Source organism: bacterium (assembly GCA_026708015.1).
Taxonomy (GTDB): domain Bacteria; phylum Actinomycetota; class Acidimicrobiia; order Acidimicrobiales; family Bin134; genus Poriferisocius.
In genome coordinates, this window is the sequence record JAPOVT010000004.1 from 34,072 (window position 1) to 51,384 (window position 17,313).

General features: G+C 65.4%; 12 protein-coding genes and 1 tRNA gene. 8 read left to right on the forward strand and 5 right to left on the reverse strand.

Annotated features, from left to right (window positions below):
- Nucleotides 1–15: 15 nt before the first annotated feature.
- On the forward strand, nucleotides 16–4,203 hold the full coding sequence (locus OXG30_01765) for an FtsK/SpoIIIE domain-containing protein (GenBank protein MCY4133628.1): 4,188 nt from the start codon (nucleotides 16–18) through the stop codon (nucleotides 4,201–4,203).
- A 189-nt stretch (nucleotides 4,204–4,392) separates the two neighbouring features.
- Here the strand turns inward: OXG30_01765 and lysA are convergent, their stop codons facing one another.
- Nucleotides 4,393–5,661 carry a diaminopimelate decarboxylase gene (gene lysA, locus OXG30_01770; GenBank protein ID MCY4133629.1) on the reverse strand — a complete coding sequence of 423 codons (1,269 nt, stop codon included), beginning with the start codon at nucleotides 5,659–5,661 and terminating at the stop codon, nucleotides 4,393–4,395.
- The gene (gene argS / locus OXG30_01775) at nucleotides 5,662–7,284 is read right to left on the reverse strand and encodes an arginine--tRNA ligase (protein MCY4133630.1); all 1,623 of its coding nucleotides are present in this window, start codon (nucleotides 7,282–7,284) and stop codon (nucleotides 5,662–5,664) included. It abuts the gene before it with no gap.
- Between the two features lie 50 nt (nucleotides 7,285–7,334).
- Between argS and OXG30_01780 the strand changes: the two genes are divergently transcribed.
- A tRNA-Arg gene (locus tag OXG30_01780) sits at nucleotides 7,335–7,407 on the forward strand.
- A 68-nt stretch (nucleotides 7,408–7,475) separates the two neighbouring features.
- Nucleotides 7,476–8,210 carry a site-specific integrase gene (locus OXG30_01785; GenBank protein ID MCY4133631.1) on the forward strand — a complete coding sequence of 245 codons (735 nt, stop codon included), beginning with the start codon at nucleotides 7,476–7,478 and terminating at the stop codon, nucleotides 8,208–8,210.
- A 398-nt stretch (nucleotides 8,211–8,608) separates the two neighbouring features.
- Here the strand turns inward: OXG30_01785 and OXG30_01790 are convergent, their stop codons facing one another.
- The 3 genes from OXG30_01790 to OXG30_01800 all read right to left on the reverse strand — a co-directional run bounded on the left by OXG30_01790 (nucleotide 8,609) and on the right by OXG30_01800 (nucleotide 13,636).
- Nucleotides 8,609–11,329 (reverse strand): ATP-dependent RecD-like DNA helicase, encoded by a 2,721-nt coding sequence (locus OXG30_01790; GenBank protein MCY4133632.1) that lies wholly within the window; start codon nucleotides 11,327–11,329, stop codon nucleotides 8,609–8,611.
- 577 nt (nucleotides 11,330–11,906) lie between these two features.
- Nucleotides 11,907–12,275 (reverse strand): DUF86 domain-containing protein, encoded by a 369-nt coding sequence (locus OXG30_01795; GenBank protein MCY4133633.1) that lies wholly within the window; start codon nucleotides 12,273–12,275, stop codon nucleotides 11,907–11,909.
- Nucleotides 12,272–13,636, reverse strand: a complete 1,365-nt coding sequence (locus OXG30_01800) for a nucleotidyltransferase domain-containing protein (GenBank protein ID MCY4133634.1) — start codon at nucleotides 13,634–13,636, stop codon at nucleotides 12,272–12,274. The genes OXG30_01795 and OXG30_01800 overlap by 4 nt, the downstream gene beginning before the upstream one ends.
- 59 nt (nucleotides 13,637–13,695) lie before the next feature.
- On the opposite strand from OXG30_01800, the gene OXG30_01805 reads away from it, so the two are divergent.
- The 5 genes from OXG30_01805 (at nucleotide 13,696) to OXG30_01825 (ending at nucleotide 17,283) form a co-directional block, all read left to right on the forward strand.
- The gene (locus OXG30_01805) at nucleotides 13,696–13,932 is read left to right on the forward strand and encodes a transposase (protein MCY4133635.1); all 237 of its coding nucleotides are present in this window, start codon (nucleotides 13,696–13,698) and stop codon (nucleotides 13,930–13,932) included.
- A 45-nt stretch (nucleotides 13,933–13,977) separates the two neighbouring features.
- Nucleotides 13,978–14,709, forward strand: a complete 732-nt coding sequence (locus OXG30_01810; GenBank protein ID MCY4133636.1) for an IS3 family transposase — start codon at nucleotides 13,978–13,980, stop codon at nucleotides 14,707–14,709.
- Nucleotides 14,710–14,885: 176 nt separating this feature from the next.
- Entirely contained in the window at nucleotides 14,886–15,965 is a 1,080-nt protein-coding gene (locus OXG30_01815; GenBank protein ID MCY4133637.1) for an IS110 family transposase, read from the forward strand.
- Entirely contained in the window at nucleotides 15,962–16,195 is a 234-nt protein-coding gene (locus OXG30_01820) for an integrase core domain-containing protein (GenBank protein ID MCY4133638.1), read from the forward strand. Before OXG30_01815 ends, OXG30_01820 begins: the two co-directional genes overlap by 4 nt.
- A 47-nt stretch (nucleotides 16,196–16,242) precedes the next feature.
- Complete coding sequence (locus tag OXG30_01825; protein MCY4133639.1) at nucleotides 16,243–17,283, forward strand: DUF4143 domain-containing protein; 1,041 nt, start codon at nucleotides 16,243–16,245, stop codon at nucleotides 17,281–17,283.
- Nucleotides 17,284–17,313 lie beyond the last annotated feature (30 nt).

The following is a 17,313-nucleotide window of genomic DNA, read 5'->3' on the forward strand; positions in this document are numbered from 1 at the left end:
CGCATCGTTCCACCCGTGCGTCTGCTCTTCGAGGGACCAGAGGGCAACCAAGAGGTATTCGTCTCTGGTCCGCCGATAGCCACTGTCGGAGAATTGGCCGAGTCCCTGGGGCTGCATGAGCCGTGTTCTGGGCTGTGGGTCGGCGACCAATGGTTTCCCGCTGACAGCCGCCTCGACGAAGCGGGGATCGTGGACGGCACCCGAGTGGGGGTGCTCCCCGGTCGAGAACCCGACCAGCCGGGATGGACGCTGGAGGTGATCGGCGGATTGTGCTCGGGTGAGCGATTCCCTATGGCCCCGGAGGGCTTGACGGTGGGTCGTTCCCCCGAAGCCGACGTGACCCTGTCGGGTATTGGACTGCGGCCCCAACATGTCCGGGTCGAACGGCAAGACAGGCAGGTTCTTGTTCTGCGGGAAAAGGACCCGCTGGCACCAGAAGAGGTCTCCAAGCCGTTCCGGCTGGGCAATGCCCTCGTCCAAGTATCCGAGTCGCCCGACGACCGGCCGAATCGACTGGCCGTCGTCTTGGGGCGCACCGCCTCGGGCCGCATTGCCTTCAACCGTCCTCCCCGAACGCCACTCCCCCAGCAGCCCGACCCCCTGGCTGCGCCATCCAGCGAGCCGACCAAATCGCCCCGGAGGGCGGTGTTCGGCTGGGCGGCCCTAGCCAGCCCACTGTTGGTCGGTTTGCTGATGGCTGTGCTCTACAGCCCCTATATGGCACTGTTCGCCCTGCTCAGTCCTTTGATGATGGGTGCGAGTTGGGTTGACGGCCGTCGCCGCGACCGCTCTGAGCACCGACGCTCCCAGCGAAGATCCCAAGCTTCGTTGGTCGAATTCCAAGCTGCGGCCCAAGCGGCTCATGCGGCGGAGATCACCCGTCTTCGCAAGTTGCATCCCCATCTCGCCGAAGCGGTCAGGCGGGTCCGCCTGCCCAGCGTGAGGCTATGGGAGCGCAGGCCGGCCGACGAAGACTTCATGTCGCTGGTCATCGCTCATGGTCCCCAGACTTTCGATCCCGAGTTGGCGGTCGATGGACCCCACATCGCCGATGGTGCTGCTGCTGCGCTCGGTGAGCTAGGTCCGCTGCCCGACATACCCATCGCCGTGGACCTGGGACCCGGCCGATTGCTCGGCTTGGTGGGGCCTCGCACTGTCACCACCGCCGTTGCCCGGGGGCTGCTCCTCCAGGCAGCCGCCTGGCATGGTCCTGCCGATCTCGCGGTCCTGGTGGCCGCCGACGAGGTGACCTGGCCCGTTTGGTCCTGGACCGCCTGGCTCCCCCATACCGCCCACCCCGCTATCGGCAGCGCCCGGTTGATCGCCAACAGCCGCTCGGCCGTCGCGGAGATGGCATCCGAACTTGCCGAAGCCTGGAACCATCAAGGCCACGCCCATTGGCCGCAACTGCTGGTGGTGGCTGACGGGGAGAACCTGGCCACCGGACGAGGCGCTCCGACGCGTACCCTGTTTCAGAAATCCGCCGGGCCGGCCGCAGCCATTGTGCTGGCTCCCAGCGTGGACCAACTCCCCGCTACCGCCACGGTCGTCATCGTGGCTCGCGATTCCTCCGGCGTTGTCGATGTGACTCAGGCCGCCCATGTTGACCCCTCGGCGCTGGCCTCCGGGATGAGCTTGAGGCTGGCCCGCGATACGGCCCGGAAGCTGGCCCGCTTTGAGGATCCCGAGCAGTTCGGCGCCGACTCCGCCATCCCCGACACCACCTCGCTCCTGGAATTGCTCGAACTTGTGGGCAGCCAAGAGGAGCCGATGTCGACAACTTTGGCTGAGGCTGTTGCCGATCGCTGGCGGGTCGGCGGCCCCACCGACGCCCTGGCCACCCCCATCGGCGCCGATGGGCACGGTCCAGTGCTGGCCGACCTGGCCGCTGACGGGCCCCACGCCCTTATCGGCGGAACCACCGGGTCGGGCAAGAGCGAGCTCTTGCGAACGATGGTGGCCTCTTTGGCCGCCACCTACTCGCCAGAGCAGGTGAATTTCGTCCTGGTGGACTACAAGGGCGGCAGCGCCTTCGACCAATGCGCCTCTTTGCCTCATGCAGTCGGGTTGGTGACTGATCTTGACGACCGCTTGGCCGAGCGGGCTCTGCGGTGTCTGGAGGCCGAACTCCGCCACCGAGAACAAGTGCTCCGGGATCGGGGAGCCACCGATTTGGCCCACTATCGGTCCCGGGCCAGGACGGAGACAGGTCAGCCTTGGCCGCCACTGCCCCGGCTGGTGGTGATCATCGACGAGTTTGCCGCCCTGGCCGCGGAGCTGCCCGGATTCATGGACTCGCTGGTAAATGTGGCCCAGCGGGGACGCAGCCTGGGCACGCACCTCGTGCTGGCCACCCAGCGCCCCGCCGGGGCGGTCAGCGCCAACATCCGCACCAACACTGCGCTGCGGATCGCCCTTCGAGTGCTAGATGCCGCCGACTCGGTCGACGTGCTCGACAGCCCCAAGGCCGCGACTATCGGTCGGCACCAACCCGGTCGCGCCCTCGCCCGTTTCGGACCCGGCGAGTTGGTCGAGTTCCAATGCGCCCTGGTGACCGGGGTGACCGCCGCCCATCGGGGCCCTCGGGTGATTCCTGCCCCCGACGGCATTCCCTCGCTCCCGCCAGCGCCCGCCTCTGATGATGAAGCCCCCAGCGATCTGGCCCGGCTGGCCGCAGCAGCGAACTTGGCCTGGGAAAGCTGGAAAGGCATCCCGCCCCGTCGGCCCTGGCCCGATCCCCTGCCTTCGATGGTCTCGCTCGACGAACTGGCCCCCGAAATCCCGGACACGAGCGCCGGCGTGGCTTTCGCCTTGGCCGACGAACCCGATCGGCAGCGCCAATACCCCCTTATGTGGAATCCCGACCAGGGCAACATCCTCTTCGCAGGCAATCCCGGCAGCGGCACCACCACCGTGCTGGGATCGCTGGCCGTTGCCCTCGCTTCTCGCTACCAGCCCAGCGAGTGCCACCTCTACGCCGTTGACTCCGGTTCCGGCCAACTGGCTCCTTTGGAGGACCTCCCCCACTGCGGAGCGGTGGTTGGCCCGGACGAACGCGACCGCATCAGGCGGCTCATCCGCCGGCTGGAAGACGAACTCGACCGGCGGCTGGGGCGGGGCCGGTCTGAGACAGGTGGAGAGCAGCCGTCGCTGGTAGTGGCCCTCATCGACAACTGGGGCGGGCTGGCCAAGAGCTTGGACACCGTGGCCGACCACGCCCTGCTGGCGTCTTTGGAGAGGGTGTGGGCCGAGGGCCCGGCTGTCGGAGTGTTCCTGGCCGCAGCCGTCGACCAACTGTCCAAGGCGAGCCGGTCCATCCAGGCCGCCACACCTCAAACCTTCGTCTTCCGCCTGGGCGACCCTGCGCTGTACCGCCAGTGGGGCGTGTCCGTGGACGATCCGGCCACCTTGTCTCCGGGCCGGGGGTTCGCTATCCCGTCGGGCCTGGAGATTCAAGTGGCGATTCCTTTTGGCGGGCTGGCCGCCGCGGTAGCCGCCCTCGCGACCGCTCACCCCCCAGCCGGTGGTCCACCCCCGGTGGAGAGCTTGCCCACATCAGTCGGACCCGCCCGACTGGACCAGGCCCGATTGGGCGGTAACCCGGTTTATCTGCCCCTGGGGTTGAGCGACGACACCCTGGGCCCCATCGGCCTCACCCTTTATCCCGGCGAGCACGCCCTCATCCTGGGACCATCCCGGTCAGGTCGATCTTCGGCACTGGTGTTGTTGGCCGCAGCCGCAGCCGCCGTAGGAGGGCGGGTTGCCGCTCTGGCCCAACCGGGGTCACCGCTAGCCGACTACCCCGACATCCATGTGGCAGCTAGATGCCTCGATGATCTCCTTTCCGCGGCAGTAGCAGCCCATTTCCCAACTCTGGTGCTCATCGACGACGCCGAGACGGTGGACGACCCCGACGGCGACTTGAAGGCGCTGGCCTCCGATGGCCGCCCCGGCCTGCACATCGTGGCCGCCGGGCGGGCCGACCGCCTCCGCACCGCCTTCGGCCACTGGACCTCAGAAATTCGCTTCTCCCGCACCGGTGTCCTCCTCCAGCCCACTCCTCTTGACGGCGACCTGTTCACCGTCCAACTCCCCACCCGACCCACCCTCCCATCACTCCCCGGCCGTGGCTACCTCATCCAAAACGGCCAACCCTCCATCATCCAGATCGCCCGCTATGGTGACCACGATGACACACCATGATGCAAGGAGCGCCCGATGAGGGAAGTGAGAGTGTTCTTCAACTCCGAAGAAGGTGCTGATTGGTGGTGCGAGGACGACGGAGACTTTACGGCTGTCGCCGATTCTCCCATTCAGCTCTTTGAACTGATCCGAGAATGGCAGACAAGCGAGGGGATTGCTGACGTGCAGCTTGTGCCAATAGGGCAAGCTTCAGACGTCGTTGCGGAGGAGGTCCTCGTAGGTCTCGCGGCGGACGACTAGGCGGGCGTCGCCGTTGCGGGCGAACACCACGGCGGGGCGGAGGACCTTGTTGTAGTTGGAGCCCATGGAGTGGCCGTAGGCACCGGTCACCGGGGTGGCCAGGATGTCGCCCACCGCGATGGCGCTGGGCACCCGGCCGTCACGCACCAACAGGTCGCCCGATTCGCAGTGCTTGCCCACCACTCGCACGGTCTTGTCGCGGTCGCGGTCGGTGGTCCGGGGAAGGAAGGTCTCGTAGCCGCTGTCGTAGAGCACCGGACGGGGGTTGTCGCTCATGCCTCCGTCAACCGAAACGTAGGTGCGAACACCGGGTAGCTCCTTGATGGTTCCCACCTCATAGAGGGTGATTGCGGCCGCCGCTACCAGGGCTCGACCCGGCTCCACGCTCACCGGAGCGGTGAAGCCGGCCGACGCACAGGCTTCGCCAATGGCCGCCGCCCACTCGGCGATGGTGGGGGCCGATTCACCCTCTACGTAGGCCACGCCCAAGCCGCCGCCCAGCGAAAGCTCGGGCAGTCCGTAGGGCTGGGCGAATCCGGCGATTACTTCCACCGCCCGTTGGAACGAGCGCAGCTCGAACACCTGGCTCCCGATGTGGGCGTGCAGTCCCACCAGCTCCACGGAGTCGGCCTCCCGGGCCCGGCGGATGGCGGCGTCGGCCAATCCGGTAGAGGCGGTGAATCCGAACTTGGTGTCATCCACCCCGGTGGTCACGTACTCGTGGGTGTGGGCCTCTACCCCCGGTGTGATCCGCAGCAGGACCCGGGGGCGGGCCCCGGTGGCGGCATGGAGCTCGTCGAGCCGATCGAGCTCGTCAAAGGAGTCCACCACAATGCGGCCCACCCCGGCCTCGACCGCAGCAGCGAGCTCGGCGGCCGACTTGTTGTTGCCGTGCATCACCAGCCGCTCGCCGGGCAAGCCCGCAGCCTGGGCCACATGCAGCTCTCCCCCGGTGGCCACGTCCAGGTCGAGCCCCTCTTCGTTTACCAGGCGGGCCATGGCCAAGCACAGGAACGCCTTGGAGGCATACGCCACCGATCCGCCGAAGGCAGCCCGGGCTTGGCGGCACCGCTCCCGCATGTGGGCTTCGTCGTAGACAAACAGCGGCGTGCCGAATTCCCCGGCCAAATCGAGCGCATCGCACCCGGCGATGGACAGACGCCCGTCGTCGCCCACCGAGGCGTTGTCGGGGAGAAGGTACGGGGGCAACACCGACATCTACATCGACTCCGGCGCGCTCACGCCCAAGGTGCCGAGGCCGACGGCCAGACCCACACGGGCGGCGTCAATCAGCACGAGGCGGGCTTGGGTCAGCTCGGGGGCGATGCCGGTGCCCACCACGTAGCAGTCGTGGTAGAAGCTGTGGACCGCGGCGGCGAAGTCCCGTAGCCACGCGGTAACCCGATGCGGGGCGCGCTCTTCGGCCGCGGCTGCGATCACTTCGCCCAGCGTGGAGAGCTGGCGCATCATCTCCAACTCCCGCCCGTGAACCAGCACCCCCAAGTCCACCTGGTCGACGCTCAACCGCTCCACCCCGTCGGCTTGGGCCCGGGCCGCGATTGAGCACACCCGGGCGTGGGCCATCTGCACATAGAACACCGGGTTCTCCATTACCTGGGCTGCCGCCTTGGCCAAATCAAAGGTCGGGGCGGTGTCCATCGACTGGAGTAGGTAGGTGAACCGGGCGGCGTCGGCCCCCACTTCGTCGATCACCTCGCGCAGCTCGATGATGTCGCCAGTGCGCTTGGACAGCCGCACCTCCTCGCCGTCGCGCTCCAGGCTCACCAACTGGGTCACCACCACCTCCAGGCTGGCGGGGTCGCAGCCCAGCGCAGCCATGGCTGCCTTCATGCGGGCCACATACCCGTGGTGGTCGGCCCCCCAAACATTGATGAGCAGGCCTTCTGAGCCCGCTCGATCAAGTTTGTCGCGGTGATATCCGATATCTGGCAGCAGATAGGTGTACTCGCCATCGGACTTGATCAACACCCGGTCTTTGTCGTCGCCATGGTCGCTGGATCGCAGCCACAAAGCCCCCTCGGCCTGGTAAGAGGCCCCGGCGGCATCCAGGGCGGACAGCGTTTCGCCAATGACCCCGGAGTCAACCAGCGCCTGTTCACTGGACCACGTGTCGAACGCCACCGCCATCGAGCCCAATACCTCCCGCTGGTCAGCCAGCGCCCGTTCCCTCCCCCACTGGCGGGCGTCGGCATCTGCGGGCATCTCCGCAGCCCATTCGGCGATGTACTGGCCGTTGTAGCCGTCCTCGGGCACCGGCTCTCCAGCCCGGACGGCGGCCAAAGAGGCACCGTACAGATCCATCTGCGTGCCCCGGTCGTTGATGTAGAACTCCCGCTGCACCTTGTAGCCGCACCATTCCAGCAGCCGGGCCACCGCGTCGCCATAAGCCGCTCCCCGGCCGTGGCCGGCATGCACCGGCCCGGTGGGGTTGGCGCTGACAAACTCCACGATCACCGTGCGGCCCTGGCCCAGGTTCTGGCGCCCGTAGCCTTCGATGCCGGCCGCCGCTGCGTCAAGCACCACGCTGTGCAGCCAACTCGGCGCCAGCTTGAAGTTGACGAATCCAGGGCCAGCCACGCTCACCTCTGCCACGTGCTCAGGCTGATCCTGCTCCAACCAGCCAGCCAGCTCCACCGCCAGATCTCGGGGATTGCGACCCGCCCCCTTGGCTATGGCCAGCGCGGCATTGGACGACCAGTCCCCGTGCTCGCGCCGCGCCGGTCGCTCCAGCCCGACCTGGAAGTCGCCCGGCAGGTCGATCCCGCAGGCCACGAGCGCGGCGCGCAGGGCATCAGAAAGTGAGGTGCGGATGTCGGCCATGAACTGGCACATGGTACCGGCGCCCCGCTGGGTATACTCACCCAGTTACTGCCCACGTAGCTCAGGGGATAGAGCACTTGCCTCCGGAGCAAGGGGTCGCAGGTTCGAATCCTGCCGTGGGCGCTGCCGGTGACTGTGGACGGGCGCCGCCGCGAGATCGGGTTGGGGGGGGGGGGGGGGGCTGGCCCGAGGTGAGCCTGGCCGACGCCCGCGCCAAGGCATTCGAGTACCGCGCCACGGCAGCCGGCGGCCGCGATCCTTTGGCCGACAAGCGCCGAGGCGATGTGCCGACGTTCCGGGATGCTGCGAAGAAGGTGTTGGATGCGAATCGGGCGCGGTGGCGTAGCGACCGGACCGCGACCCTGTGGTGGGCGTCGCTGGAGAACCACGCGCTCTCCATCATCGGGGACATGGCGGTAGACCGCATCTCCCAGTCCGACGTGCTGAGGTGCGTGGAGCCGATGTGGGCGACGCGCTCCGAGACGGCCCGCATCGCCACATGGGACGAAATCGACTTCGCAGCCCGCGAGTGGAAGATCCCCGCTGAGAGAATGAAGGCCGCATCCGAGCACCGAGTGCCCCTCAGCGACGCCGCCCTCGACGTGCTGGACCAAGCCAAGAACTGCCACGACGGCTCTGACTTGGTATTCCCCTCCCCGCTCAAGCCGGGCAGACCCCTGTCCGACATGACGCTGACGAAGATCTTGCGCTACATCGGCCTGGCCGACCGGGCCACCGTCCACGGCTTCCGCGCCAGCTTCCGCACATGGGCCCTCGAACAGGCCGACGCACCCTGGGCAGTGGCCGAGGCCGCATTGGCCCACAGCCTCGGCAACTCAACCCAACAGGCCTACATCCGAGGCGACGCCTACACCAAACGCCGCCAACTCATGGACCAATGGGCCGAGTACCTGGAGGTGAAATAGGAAGGCACCAGACCCTCCATAGAAGGTATGCCGGTCCCGATCGCCACCTCAGGCAACAGGGACAGTCCTTGGAGGGCGTTCAGGACGTGCTGCACCTCGGCAGTGAACGCTCGTCCGATCTCGACGTGGGAGCGGGAATTCATACTGGTCAGATGGCCATGCCGGTCGTGGCGTTTTGTGTCCAGAGGCCCGCAGTCCGGTCGTAGCGGCGCATGGCCTGGACGCTCTTGTGTCGGGTGTGGCGCATGATGTCTGCTTCGTCGATCCTCCGGTTCTTCGCCTCGGTGATGAACCCGGCTAGGAGCGAGTGGGCTGAGTAGTTACCGTATCCGTCGGCTCGCTCGATGCCAGCCGCCCTATCGCTTCAGTCTTGACCCATATCGAGAGCTAGCGTCTCGTTAGCGGTGAGCGTTTGCGCCGAGACCAGCGACCGGAGCGAGGCCTCGACGACTGGACAGGATTGCCGCGTCCTTCGGATTGGTGCTCCGGCGGAGGCCCTTGAGAACAGCCTGCTGGGTCTCCGGCGTCCAGAAGATCCGCAGCCGTTCACGTGCTCGGGTCACCGCCGTGTAGAAGATGCTGTGTGAGATATCGTTCTCGTTGGCGTCGGTGATCACGATCTTGACGGAGTCGTACTCAAGTCCTTGTGCCTTGTGGATTGACACTGCATAGGCCACCTGGAACGGCACCGTTGTGTTCAAGGAGTCATCGTCATCGTCGCTGACGTCATAGTTGTACACAGCGAACCGTACGGTGTTGTTCCCCATCCATTCGAGTTCAGTGCCGTGCACATCGAACTCGCTTATGGTTCTGTCGAGCTGAACGTCGAACTGAACACGGTCGCGCTCCGGCGTGATGCAGACGATTCGGCCCTTGAGGTTGTTGTAGATCACGGGTCGAAACCGTCCAGTCTCATTGAACAGAATTGGATCGCCCACCTTGTACGTCGAGGCACGCCATGTGGTCGCTTCGCCCCGGTTGCTGGCCTGCAGGAACCGGTTGACGTTGTTGATGCCGTAGAGGCCGTCGTAGTTCAGGCACAGGATGATTTCGTCATCGCTCTGCGCTTCGAACAGCGACTTGTCGAGCTGTGATGAGTAGCCGTTGCGTGCGATGGCCTCAGCGACGTCATCTGCGATGCTCCTGACCTTGTACCAGAAGCCGAGCAGGTTCTCGCTCTTGGTGCGGAATGGCGTGGTGAGCTCGAAGACTGAGGTGGGTGGGACGAAAGAACGCATCAGCCCGAACCAGTTCCCGAACTGGATCGACTCGATTTGGTAGACGTCGCCCACGAGCACCAGCAGCTTGAACGACGTCGTCTCCAGGACCTTGAGCAAGTCGGCGTTGCTGACCGTGCTGCACTCGTCGATGACGAGAAGGTCGAACTCCGCATCGGAAGCTGCTTGCCAGATGTGGCTGCTGACCGTACGAAACGTCGAATTCTGCGCATTGACCCTACGCGTGAGATTGTCGACGGCCGGATTCGTGTGAGCAAGGAAGAGCTTCGAGCTGCTGTTGAAGTAGTTTGCGATGTGGTCGACCATGGTCGACTTGCCAGTGCCAGCGGCGCCGTAGATCAGCGCGACGCAGGAGTCGCTGAAAAGGCGTTTGAGCGCATCCTTCTTGACTTCGTCGTCCAAAGCGTGGGGTGTCTGCTCAAGCCAGCGCTCAACCGCCTTTGTGTAACCGTCGATCCCATCCGACGCGAAATCCTGGAGCTTCTCAACGATCTCGGAGGTATCGTCCTCGTAACCCCGCACGAAGACGTGCTCCTTGTCCTCTTCGAGCCGGCGGTGAGTGTGCTTGTAGTAGAGCTTGCCGTTGTGCGCGCCAATCAGCTTGGCGACGTCGCCGAACTCTTCTAGATCAGTCACCGGCGTGTATAGCATTCCGTAACGCTCGACGTTGCTCTTCACTCGTCTAGCGAGGACTTCGTTGTCCCTACCCGTCATGCCGATGCTCTCGACGAGATCCCAGAATCGCGGGTTGTGACCTATCAGCGAAGTGCAGAAGGGCATGGTGTCGAACGGGATACATCCGTACTGCGCCTTCATTCCTGAGAGGAGTGGACAACCTTCCGGGGAATACTGCGGTTTCAGAAACTGATTGTGCATTCGCAGCATGAGGTACCTAATGACGTTGTGCCCTGGTGCTGCGGCTTGCACCAGGCGACGGGCTGCATCCAACACGGGAAATATCTGCGGCCTTCCGACGCGAGCCGTTCCGTCTGCCCTAACCGCCCCGTAATCGTTGTCAGGCAGGTCGATAACATCGAGCAGATTGCTGGACTGCGAGGTCAAACGCCCCATTACGTAGCGGTATTCAGGGGAATTCGTCTGCACATTGGTGGTGATGCCCAGGAGGCGTGCGAAGTTGTCAAACTCACACGGTCGGATCGAGACGGCCCACTCTCGAATGATCGTAATCGGCATGGTTTCGCCGAATACATCGATCGAGTCATTCTTAAGCGCCAGCATCGCCGAGTACTCGTCGGTCATGTCGATGTCGGTGAAGGCGATGATGCGGTCGGACTTGCTCACCTTGTTAACGGCTGGGTAGAACGTGACCTCGTAGTAGATGCGACCACCAGTGAAGAACGGCCGCGTCTTGTGGATGTAGTACCGGTCGGACCGGTCGCTGCTCAATCTCGACCGGCGTACGGCTTCGATCCTGTCGCCGATCTTCTCGTGATACTCCTTGAGTGATGGATCGAGATCGATCGGAAATGACTCAAGATTCGCCAGCACGTCAGTCTCGCAGCAATCCGCCAGAACACGTCGTGTTCGAAATAGGTATTCGTAATACTTGAGCATCAGCCGTTCGGACGCGTCACCGTCAAGCGTGTAATGCGAAGCGCTCTTCTGGATCAGCTTGTGAAATCTTCCGAGGAAGTTGAACCTGGCGTCGGCTCTCACGAAGGCGAGCGCCGGCGCCACGGCCTCATACTTGAACTCGGCACTGGATTTGCCCGTGTGGAGTCGTACGACAACGCCTTCGACCAGATTCCGGAGTTGAGCGAGTACGTTCTGAGAGAGCAGTGCGCGATCGTCGGCGAGCGAGTCGATGTTTTTACAGATCGCATCATTCGCGCTTTGAATCTGCTCGCCGACCGTGGTCACGAGAGTCGCCTCCCCCACGCGTCTGTTCTGGAATGCACGAGCCTGCTCGTCTCGAGATCACGCCAAGCTGGCCTTCGCCGGAGGGGATGTCCCGCTGCCTCACGACTTTGGGATTCGGCTTCCTTCAAGACTGTATGTGGCAACTGCCGTTGCTCGGACGTGATCAAGCATCCAATCGGCGCCAGCGCTCGGCGTGGTGGGCGGGCCGCTGGCACCTGTATTCTGCTGCCAACATGTTCGCAGCGATGCCCCACGGGCTCGGTCTCATACATGGCTGGCGAAGTATCGCTCGTCATGCGCGGGTACGCAACGACCACTGACCGCCCTCCAGTCGACGAGTATCCGACTTCGCCAACTCGAATGAGACGAAATCGGCTGAACCCGTCTCAAATCCGCGGCGATACGCCCCCTAAGCGACAGAATCGATGAGATCGGACAACAACAGTTCTCAGGTGCGTATCGTCGCGATCGTTGGGCGGTCTTCGCTCATCGTATGCCGCCGCTTGCCAGATGCCGAATGAAGAATCCGCGAACGCACTGGAATTGTCGCTCCCGCAGCTAGGCGGGTGTGTCGCCGCTACAGTTCGATGCCTGGCCGGTCGCGGTCGATGCCGGTGTCGTCGAGGAGATCAGACAGCGAGGCGGCCAGGTCTGGGGCGCTGACGCTGATGGCTTCCCACACCAGCTCCCGGTCTATGTCGTCGTAGTCGTGGGCGATGAAGTTGCGCATGGCCCGCGCCTTGTCCAACGGCAGACCGGGGCGCTGGCGGGCGAGTTCCTGAGACAGCTTGCCTGCTGCCTCGCCGATGATCTCCAACTGGCGCTCGGCGGCGGCTCGCGCCATCCAACTGGTCTCAAAGAGGTCCCGACCGTCATCGGCGATCTCTTCGAGACGTTCCGCGGCGAGCAGGATGTGCTCTATGAGATCGCTGTCTCGGCCGTTCACAGCGAGATGGCGTCGGCGAGGACTCCGCGATGCTTGTCCTTGAGCCCGCCAACTGAGATCACGTCCACGTCACAACCCAACAGCTCCTCGAGTTCCAGCTTCAGCCCTGCCTGATCGAACAGCGATGCGCCCTGTTTGAACCGGGCCAAGAAGTCGCAGTCGCTGTCGTCGCTGTCGTCGCCGCGCGCCACCGAGCCGACCAGTGCAATCGAGTCAGCCTTGTTGCGGGCCGCAGCAGCGCGGATGGCCTCGCGGTGTTTGCCCAACACAGCGTCGCGGCGTGCACCCATATACCCCATGCTAGACGCTCGGGCTCCCTGAACCTCCCGGGTTACCCCCGGCCTCCCACGGCGGTCGGCGCTCGCGTCTCCGATAGATCCCCCAAAGCACTCCAGGCCGCCTCCCAACAGAAGAACCGCACACGCAGCTGACGCCGGTTCCAAGGCCGATGTCGGGTTGCGGGCCGGGGGCTCGCGGCCGATGTCAGGGGCGGGATGTTGTTGGATGCGGGCGATGCGGGCGCACCAGGCCAGGCACAGGTCGGCTTGGGGAGGCCGGTAGCCGAGTTTTTGCTCGATGACGGCGATGCTGACCATTGCCATCTGTGCTGCGGCTTCGGCCATCTGCGCAGCAAAAAGCTCGGTGGCGGTGCCGGGGTCGCCGTCGATGCCGACCTCTGCGGAACAGGCGCTGGTTTGGCGCCACACCGACGCTTCTTCGGGGGCGATGGGGCCGAGGCATTCTGCGAGCACCTCAGCAGCTGGTTGGGAGAGGTTCGGGCGGGCGGCGTCCAACAGGTCGCCGATCTTGTGGATCTTCTCGGGGTGGGGGCCTTCGAGCGCGTGGATAAGCGCTTTGAGCGAGTTCTCCATGACGGTCTGGGAAAAAGCACAGACATTGAGCATCCTGCTGTGTTTGATGCGGTCGGCATCGTTGATGTAGCCGGCCGACAGGGCCTTGGTCTCTGCAGGCCACGGGCTCAACTGGCCCTGCAGGCTGGTGAGGGCGTGTTCGGCGTTGGCCAGGCTGTCGGCGGCCTGGCCCTCGTCAGTGGGGGCCATGCCGATCTCCTTGTCCCAGTCGATGGCGGCCGCGGGCGGGCGCGACAGCAGCGTCACCGCGTGCGAGGCGATATGGGCCTCGAACGTCGACCGGCACCGTTTGGTGCGGACCTCCCACTCGGGACGGTCGGTGACCCGCACATCGCAGCCCAGCCCGACAGCGTCCCGCACGGCCTCTCGGGCCTCCCCGGCGATGCGGTGCCGGTCCGTGTAGTCGCCCAAATCGTCGAACACCAACACTAAGTCCAAATCCGAACCGGCCACCTGCTCGCCGCGGGCCACCGAACCGAACAACAGCACCTCCCCCGGGTCCTGAGGTTCCCCCCTTTTCGTGGAGGCATGCTCTATAAGGAGGGGCTATGTCCAGACTGCGAAGGAGTTTCGATCGGGAGTTCCGCGATGGGGCTGTCCGGATCGTCAAGGAGACCGGGCGGCCGGTGGCCCATGTGGCCCGGGAGCTCGGTGTGTGTGAGGGCACGCTGGGGAACTGGGTGCGCCAGGACCAGGCCGAGCAGGCCGGAGGGCTTACCGCCGATGAGCGGGCCGAGCTGGCCCGGCTCCGCAAGAGGGTGGCCGAGCCGGGGGATGGAGCGTGATGTCCTCAAACGATCCGCAGTCGTTTGGGTGAACGAGGCAACGCGGTGACCGCAGAGTTCATCGCCGCCCATAGGACCGACCACGGCGTGCCTCACGCAGTGTCGTTGCGGGCGCTGGATGTCGCGCCCTCGACGTTCTACAAGCACCTCAACCGGCCGCCGGCCGATCAGCTGCTGCGCCGGCAGGCCTTCGACGCCGAGGTGAAGAGGGCGTTCGACCGCTCCCAGTGGACCTATGGGTCGTCCAGGGTGCGCGCCCAGCTGCGCCGAGAGGGGACATCGGTGTCGAAGAAGACTGTGGAGGCCTCGATGGCCCGCCAGGGGCTGTGCGCCCGCCCCAAACGCAAGAAGGGCCTGACCAGCCAGAACCCCGGTGCCGCGGCTCCTGAGGACTTGCTGCGCCGCGACTTCGGCGCCAAGGCGATCAACCAGAAGCAGTGCGGCGACTTCAAAGAAGTCAAAACCGCCGAGGGCCCGGTGTTCTCAGCGACGGTGCTGGACCTGTGCTCGCGGCGCATGGTCGGGTTCGCCACCTCCGATTCCCACCCGACCGCGGAGCTGGCCAAAGCCGCGATCAACACCGCGGTGGCCACCAGGGGCGGGAACATCGACGGCGTGGTCTTTCACTCCGACAAGGGGTCGCAATACACCGCCGAAGCCTTCGCCGCAGCCTGCCGACGGCTCGGCATCGCCCGATCCTCCGGAAGGACCGGCAACGCCTTTGACTGTGAGCATGATGTGGGGGTCGTCCGGCTGGTGTCTGACTCGTGCTTTTGACTGGCCTTGGTGCCTTTGCGTTGATCTGTCGGCGCTGGTCGGGCGGCGATCAACGCAGCGCCGGCTGGCCGGGAGGGCGGTGACCGAATAGGGGCCTGCTCGCCAAGACCGACTCTTCACAGTCCTGTCCTGTCCGCCCGACCGGCTGGCACAGACCGTCCATTGGAGGGACAGCCATGACCAGCATTGCAGCTGACGCCGTTGACCGGAAGGTCGTTGTCGGCGTCGACACTCACAAATACGCGCACGTCGCCGTCGCGCTCGATCACTTGGGCGCCAAGATCGGCGACCGGAGTGTTCCGGCGAACCGGGAGGGCTACGCCCGCCTCGAGGCGTGGGCGGCCACGCTGGGCCGGGTCGCAGCGTTCGGAATCGAGGGCACGGGCAGCTACGGGGCCGGCCTGGCGAGCTTCTTGCGGCGCTGCGGCTACCGCGTCGTCGAGGTCAACCGCGGCGATCGGCGCTCGAGGCGCAACAACGGCAAGACCGACACCATCGACGCCGAGGCCGCAGCCCGATCGGTGATCAGCGGCCAAGCCGCAGCCGTGCCCAAGTCCGCGGACGGGACGGTCGAGATGATCCGCCAGATCAAGATCGCCCGCGACACCGCCCGCAAGGCCCGCACCGCGGCGATCGTGACGCTCAAGGCGCTCATCGTCACCTGCCCCGACGCGCTGCGCGAGCAGCTCGACGGGCTAACCGACAAGATCCTCATCAGCCGATGCGCCGCCCTCCGCCCTGGAGCCGTCTCGTCGCCGACGGCCTCGGCGAAGCACTCGCTTCGGGCGCTGGCCCGCCGCTACCAGAGCCTCGGCACAGAGATCGCAGCCCACGACTCGATCCTCGACGATCTCACCACGGCCCACTCACCCAGCCTGCGAGAAGGCTTCGGCATCGGCGCCGACACCGCCGCAGAAGTGCTGATCGTGTTCGGCGACAACCCCGACCGCATCCGCTCCGAAGCCGCATTCGCCAAACTCTGCGGCGTGTGCCCCGTACCCGCGGCATCCGGCCTCACCAACCGGCACCGCCTCTCGCGCGCCGGCCACCGATCCGCCAACGCCGCCATCTACCGAACCGTCATCGTCCGCATGCGCTTCCACCAGCCCACCATCGACTACGTCGCCCGACGAACCACCGAGGGACTGTCCAAAAAAGACATCATCCGCTGCCTGAAGCGCTCCGTGGCCCGCGAGGTCTACCAGCGCGCCATGACCGACCACCACCGCCAAACAGCACCAAACCCCAAAACTTGAACTATAGGGGCGTCAACGCCCCCGCAGAGTCGTTCTTCTCCACCCTCCAGCACGAGCTCATCGACCAGAGGGCCTGGGCCACCAAAGCCCAAGCCCGCCAAGAAATATCTCTATGGGTCCAAACCTGGTACAACCACCACCGGCTGCACTCGGCCATCGGAATGGTCCCACCCGTAGAATACGAACACGCCCACACCCCTGATCCCTATAACCAACCTCTCCACGATTAGGGGGGAACCTCAACCCTTCGGCGCTGCTCAGCGGCGAGGCGCCCCGTCTGCTTGATGAATGGCAGGTGGTGCCTCATCTGTGGAACCACGTACGACACGCTGTCGATGCCGCAGCCGAGTTCGGGCGCTTCATCTTGGCTGGTTCCGCTCAGCCTGCTGACGACGCCACCCGCCACACCGGCGCGGGGAGGTTGCGCAGGATCCGGATGAGGCCGATGTCGCTGTTCGAGTCAGGGGACTCAACCGGCGAGGTTTCTCTGAGAGGGCTGCTCGAAGGCGAACCGGCCAGTGCCGCCCGGCCTGATTCGGGTCTAGCTGAGGTTGCGCAGATGCTGTGTCGGGGCGGGTGGCCTGGCCAGGTGGACCTGCCGTTGGAGGAGATCCAGCGCAACCTGCGCGGCTATCTCTCCGAAGCGGCCCGAGCCGATGTCCGACTCCTCGGCGATGGCGCGGTGCGGAGTCCTGCCGGTGTGGAGCGGCTGCTCCAGTCGCTGGCGCGAAACGTTGCGACCGAGGCCAGCATGAGCACGCTGGGCACAGATGCCGAACCGGATACGCTGCACCGCCACACAGTTCGCGCCTACCTTGGCGCATTGCGGCGGATCTTCGTGGTCGAAGAACAGCCCGCGTGGTCGGTGCGGCTGCGTTCTCGGGCGCCGTTGCGCAAGTCGGCCAAGTGGCATCTGGCCGATCCATCGCTGGCGACCGCCGCGCTCGGCGCCAATGCCGAGCGCCTCATGGGCGACATGTCCGCACTCGGTTTGCTGTTCGAGTCGCTCGTTGTGAGGGATTTACGCGTCCTCGCGCAGCCCCACGACGGGCGTGTCTTTCACTTGCGCGATGCGGCGGGGACCGAAGCCGACGCCATCGTCGAAGTGCCCGACGGGAGGTGGCTTGCCGCTGAGGTCAAGCTGGGGGGCAGCGACGCTATCGAAGCAGCAGCCCAATCGCTGCAACGTTTGCGCGGCAACGTCGCCGCAGACCGAGCCGAACAGCTTGCTGCCATGGTGGTCATCACCGCTCTGGGCTTCGCCTACACCCGCCCCGACGGCGTTCAGGTCACCCCCATCACCGCCCTGGGGCCTTGACCTCGCCCCACAGCACCGCGAAGAAGGTGC

Bases quoted from the DNA above. Each gene is read 5' to 3' on its own strand.
- lysA (MCY4133629.1), bottom strand. From the start codon at position 5,661: ATGTCGGTGTTGCCCCCGTACCTTCTCCCCGACAACGCCTCGGTGGGC.
- argS (MCY4133630.1), bottom strand. From the start codon at position 7,284: ATGGCCGACATCCGCACCTCACTTTCTGATGCCCTGCGCGCCGCGCTC.
- OXG30_01805 (MCY4133635.1), top strand. From the start codon at position 13,696: ATGTCCAGACTGCGAAGGAGTTTCGATCGGGAGTTCCGCGATGGGGCT.
- OXG30_01815 (MCY4133637.1), top strand. From the start codon at position 14,886: ATGACCAGCATTGCAGCTGACGCCGTTGACCGGAAGGTCGTTGTCGGC.